Source organism: Dietzia timorensis (genome assembly GCF_020742175.1).
GTDB classification, from domain to species: Bacteria; Actinomycetota; Actinomycetes; order Mycobacteriales; family Mycobacteriaceae; genus Dietzia; species Dietzia timorensis_A.
The window spans coordinates 1-4,874 of record NZ_DYXM01000164.1 but is presented as its reverse complement, the minus strand read 5'-3'; the positions used below and the strand labels follow the sequence as shown (position 1 = coordinate 4,874).

Sequence of the window (4,874 nt, the reverse complement as noted above, 5' to 3'; positions counted from 1 at the left end):
GGCACCTCGAGATCGACGCCGTGCAACACCGGCTCGTGCGCGTCGGCCTCGTCACCGGACGCCGGATAGGTGAACTCGACAGAGCCCAGGGCGAGCGCGGCGTCTGCGTCCGTGGCAGCGCCCCTCCCCTGTTCTGCGGAACCGTGGGCCGGCGATTCCGTGTTTTCCGCCGCCTGGATGACCCCGACCATGCGCGTGAGCGAAGCCCCGGCAGAGAGCATCTCGTCGAACAGTCCGACGATGGCACCGATCGGGTTGAACAACCGGTGGTAGACAAGCGCTGCGGTGGTCACGGCCCCGGCTGTGGTCTCGTCGAACCAGACGAGCGCAAAGCCTGCGACGATGATGCACGACAGCACGACCGCCTCCGCACGGTTGTTCCTGCTTATCGCGCTGGTGAGGAACTTGAACACACCGATCGACAGGTCGCGCGCTTCGGTGGACGCCGAGTGGATGCGATCGAGCTCGACCTGCTGCTTGCGGTACGCACGGAGGGTGTCGCGCCCGGTCAGGCTCGACAGCAACCGGCCGGCGCGTCGCCCGAACGCCGCCCGTTCGGCCCGATAAATCGGCTCGGCGCGCGGGAGATACCAGGCGATAGTCAGGTAGTACATCGGCACCGCGACGAGCCCGACAAGCCCGAGTCGCCAGTCGAGCGCAGCGAGTCCCACACCCGAGATCACCACGACGAACACCGACTGCAGGAACAGCGGCAGAATCTGTTCGGTGGATTCGGAGATCTTGCGGGAATCGTCGGCGACGCGGGACACGAGATCGCCCGTCCCGGTCCGCTCGACGGTCCCCGAGTCCAGCTCGAGCGCGCGGCTCATCACGTCCTCGCGCAGCCTCGACACCGCGGGTTCGGTGACGCGCGCGAGAGCCGCCCTCCCGATCCACGTGCCCAGCCCGAGGATGATGCCTGCGACTGCGACTATCAGAGCTCCCCGCCACACCGCGTCGGCGGCCGGATCGGCGCGCAGTTCGTCGACGAGACCTCCGATCACCCACGGGCCCGCGAGCCCAGCTACCGCGGTGATAACTCCGGCAAGCACCACCACCGCGATGGGTGCCGCCCGCCCGGGCAGCTGCGCGCCGAGGTAGCGGAACGAGGCGCGGTAGCTCGCGACCGGGAGATGCGTGGCCGGCGCGCTCATCGGCTCACCGCCTCTCGATAGGCCTGCGAGTTCTCGGCAAGCTGCGAGTGGTCACCTATGACGGCGGACGTCCCCTCCTCCACGAACACCACGGTCTCGGCCGCGGCAAGGAATGCGGGCGAGGAAGTAAGCACGAGCGTGCACCGTCCCCGCCGGAGCTCCGAGATCGCATTGGCGATGGCGGCCTCGGTGACTGCGTCGACCGCGGTCGTCGGGTCGTGGAGGACCAGGACATTCGGGGCGGCGGCGAGCGCGCGGGCGAGAGCGACGCGTTGGCGCTGCCCGCCGGACAGGTTCGTGCCGAGGTCCTGAATCCGGTGGTCCAATCCCCCGGGCAGCAACTCGACGATGTCGGCGACGCCCGACGCGCGCAGCACCTGCTCGTCGATTTCGACATCCGCATCGTGGTCGAGGGCAATGTTGGAGCGCAGTGTTCCCTCGAACAGGTCGACGTCGTGCGGGGCAACGATCATCTCGTGCGAACCGGACTCGGCAAGGGCGGCGATAACGCGGGCGGCGTCGGACGGCTTCTGCGTGACCATCGCGGTGAGGGCGCCGGGAGGGGCATGGAATTCGAGGGGTCCGACGTCATCCAGCGGTGGGAGCGACACCCGGAGGCCGGACGCCTCCGAGGCCTCTACGGAAGAAGAGTCGACGTGGCTGCGGAGCGCCTGCGGTGTGGAAGGTTCGGCGCCGGGGACCGGGGCCGTTGCGCCGGGGGCCCGGGCTTCGGCGAGGTATTCGGCGATGCGTGCGGCGGCGCCGCGCGAGCGGGCCAGGGCGCCGATGATCTGCGCAAACGACTGCATGGGTTCGGTGAAGAATGCGGCGACGCCGAGCACGGCAACGAAGGTGCCGATTCCCATGCCACCGCTGGTCACGCGCAATCCTGCGGTGAGGATGACGGCGGCGAGCACCGCCATCATGGTGAGCGCGCCGATGCCCTCGAGCAGACCCGACCGCGTGCCGGTGGCGATACCCGCGGTGGCGGCCTTGCGCGAGAGTGTGCGGTATCGGCCGAGCGCCCAGCGTTCGCCTCCGAGCGATTTGAGCACCCCGATGCCCTGCATGAGGTCCGAGGCGCTGCGTCCCGCCGCGCCGATCGCCTCTTGCTGCGCGGTCGAGCGGGCCGTGATCGCGCGGCTCGGCAGCGAGACGGCGACCAGGGACAGCGGCACCCCGATCGCGACGACGAGTCCGGTGAGTGGATCCGCGACGAAGAGGTACACGGCGGCGACGAGCAGCCCGAGCAGCGCTGCGCTCCCGCGTCCGATGTGGAAGAAGACTTCCGCGGTGACGTCGGCGTCGGCGGAGGCGAGGGACAGTACTTCGCCCGGCGCCCTTTCGCTGCGGGATTCGGTGGTGAGCGCTGCGTCGGCGACTTCGACCCGCATCGCGTGGGATTCCTCCTCCCGCACGTTTTGGAACGCACGCGCACCGAATCGGTAGCCAAAGCTGAGGACCACGAAGAGCAGCGCGAGGCCGATGATCGACCAAGCGAGCGCAGCGAGGTTCTTGGGGATTACCGCATGGTCGATGATGAGACCGATGGCGACGGGAACGAGGGTTTCGCAAACCTGCCAGGTCGACATGAGAAGAACGCCGAATGCCACCGGGCCCGGGTGCCTTCGCAGCGACCGCAAAAGCAGGGCGTTGCCCGTGGCCGGTGGATCGTTCTTTGTGGCGCGTCGTTCGCGAGCGGGGGCAGTCATCGTCGGCAAATATTACGGACGCCCCGGCGAAAGTACCAGCTAAGGACACGTTCGGCGCGCTCGAAAGCCCGAGACAGGGTATCGATACAAAAGAACGCCGCCGTCCCCGAGATCGGGGACGGCGGCGTCAGACGAAAGGTGCGCGCTACAGCTCCTTCGGCTCGGCGGGAAGGGCCGGCGCCTCGTGGTTCGATTCGTACTCGGCAAGGATATCGATGCGGCGCTGGTGGCGGGCCTCCTCCGACCAGGCCTGGTCTACGAAGGCGTCGGCGATCGCGAGGATCTCCTCCGGCGAGTGCATGCGGCCGCCGATGCCGACGAGCTGGGCGTTGTTGTGCTCGCGCGCCAGCCGCGCCGTCTCCACCGACCAGGCCAGCGCGCAGCGCGCGCCGGGGACCTTGTTCGCGGCGATCTGCTCGCCATTGCCCGATCCTCCGAGGACGAAACCGAGGCTGCCAGGGTCGGCGACGACACGCTCGGCCGCCGCGATGCAGAAGGCCGGGTAGTCGTCGACCGCGTCGTACTCGTGGGCGCCGCAGTCGACGACGTCGTGGCCCGCGGCCTTCAGGTGATCGGCGATGGCGTTCTTGGCTTCGAATCCGGCGTGGTCTGCTCCGAGGTAAATGCGCATGGCACGAATTCTGCCATGCGCATCGCCCCGTCGGTCGTTCGTCCCCGGTGAGCGCGTCGAGCACGCCCCGAGGATCAGTCGAACTGCGGGCTCTCGGTGCGCGAACGCTTGAGCTCGAAGAAGTACGGGTACTTCGCGGCCTGGATGACTCCGTCGAACAGGTCGAGCGCCTCCTGCCCGCGCGGGATCCGAGTGATCACGGGGCCGAAGAATGCGGAGCCTCCGACGTGGAGGGTCGGCGTGCCGACCTCGTCGCCCACGGGGTCCATGCCGCGGTGATGGGACTCGCGAAGCTTGTCGTCATAATCCGTCGAGTTCGCGGCCTTCGCGAGCTCGGCAGGCAGGCCGTTTTCCTCGAGGGACTCGGCGATCACGGCGTCCAGGTCCTCGCGGCGTCCGGCGTCATGAATCCGCTTTCCCAGCGACGTGTAGAGCGGGCCGAGCACCTCCTCGCCGTGCGCCTCCGCGGCGGCGATACACACGCGCACCGGGCCCCAGGCGTCGGCGAGCATCGCGCGGTAGTCGTCGGGAATGTCCTTGTCCTCGTTGAGGACGGCGAGGCTCATCACGTGCCAGCCGACGGACACGTCGCGCTGCGCCTGAACCTCGTGGATCCAGCGGGAGGTGACCCATGCGAACGGGCAGAACGGATCGAAGTAGAAATCGACGTGCTCGGTGGTGCTCATAAAAGGTCCCCTTTTCACAGATGTAAATGCGGTCATGTGCGCGCTTTCGCACCATCAGCTTGCGCCCACTCTCGGCGTTCTCGCCACCGGCAGCGGGGTCGACACCCGAGCGGAAAGGGTAAAACTTGAAGGCAGGACGCGAACCGAGGTGTTCGCATGCAGGCGTGCCGCACGAACTTTTGGAGGCTTAGATGACATCAGTGAACCTCACCCGGGACGAAGCGCAGAGGCGTTCCGAGCAGCTCGAGGTCAATCATTACACCATCGACCTGGACCTTTCGGGCGTGCTGGAGGCCCCGGCGGAGGGCCCGCATACGTATGGCTCGAAGACCACCGTGAAGTTCCGCGCCCTCGAAAGCGATGTGTCCACCTTTATCGATCTCCGCGCCGCGCACAACGTCTCCGCGACGCTCAACGGTGAGGACATCGATACCTCGGGATACACCTCCGAACGGGGCCTGCCGCTCACCGGGCTGAGCGGCGAATGCGAATTGGTGGTGACGGCGGACGTCGAATACACCACCACGGGCGAGGGTCTGCACCGCATGGTGGACCCGGTGGATAACGAGGTGTACCTGTACAGCCAGTTCGAATCGGCCGACGCCAAGCGCGTGTTCGCGTGCTTCGACCAGCCCGACCTCAAGGCGACGTACTCGCTCACCGTTACCGCTCCCGCGCACTGGGAGGTCGT

Annotated in this window: 4 protein-coding genes and 1 pseudogene; 1 reads left to right on the top strand and 4 read right to left on the bottom strand. The window is 67.6% G+C overall.

Translation table 11 applies throughout. The features are described from left to right. The 4 genes from K8V11_RS08630 to K8V11_RS08615 all read right to left on the bottom strand — a co-directional run. Positions 1–1,154 (bottom strand): ABC transporter ATP-binding protein (locus tag K8V11_RS08630; RefSeq protein ID WP_303912806.1); only part of this gene is annotated, 1,154 nt, incomplete at its 3' end. Beyond that, a complete protein-coding gene (locus K8V11_RS08625; RefSeq protein WP_303912803.1) occupies positions 1,151–2,866 on the bottom strand; it encodes an ABC transporter ATP-binding protein in 1,716 nt (571 codons plus the stop codon). The genes K8V11_RS08630 and K8V11_RS08625, both read right to left, overlap by 4 nt. 145 nt (positions 2,867–3,011) lie before the next feature. Beyond that, positions 3,012–3,497 carry a ribose-5-phosphate isomerase gene (locus K8V11_RS08620; protein WP_303912800.1) on the bottom strand — a complete coding sequence of 162 codons (486 nt, stop codon included), beginning with the start codon at positions 3,495–3,497 and terminating at the stop codon, positions 3,012–3,014. Between the two features lie 74 nt (positions 3,498–3,571). Further along, positions 3,572–4,183: a DsbA family protein gene (locus K8V11_RS08615; protein ID WP_303912797.1), complete on the bottom strand. Its 612-nt coding sequence runs from the start codon at positions 4,181–4,183 to the stop codon at positions 3,572–3,574. A 191-nt stretch (positions 4,184–4,374) separates the two neighbouring features. Here K8V11_RS08615 and K8V11_RS08610 point away from each other — a divergent pair. Further along, a pseudogene (locus tag K8V11_RS08610) lies at positions 4,375–4,874 on the top strand (aminopeptidase N); the annotation flags it as partial.

Excerpts from the sequence above, each read along its gene's own strand:
- K8V11_RS08625 (WP_303912803.1), bottom strand. The coding sequence starts at position 2,866 with ATGACTGCCCCCGCTCGCGAACGACGCGCCACAAAGAACGATCCACCG.
- K8V11_RS08620 (WP_303912800.1), bottom strand. The coding sequence starts at position 3,497 with ATGCGCATTTACCTCGGAGCAGACCACGCCGGATTCGAAGCCAAGAAC.
- K8V11_RS08615 (WP_303912797.1), bottom strand. The coding sequence starts at position 4,183 with ATGAGCACCACCGAGCACGTCGATTTCTACTTCGATCCGTTCTGCCCG.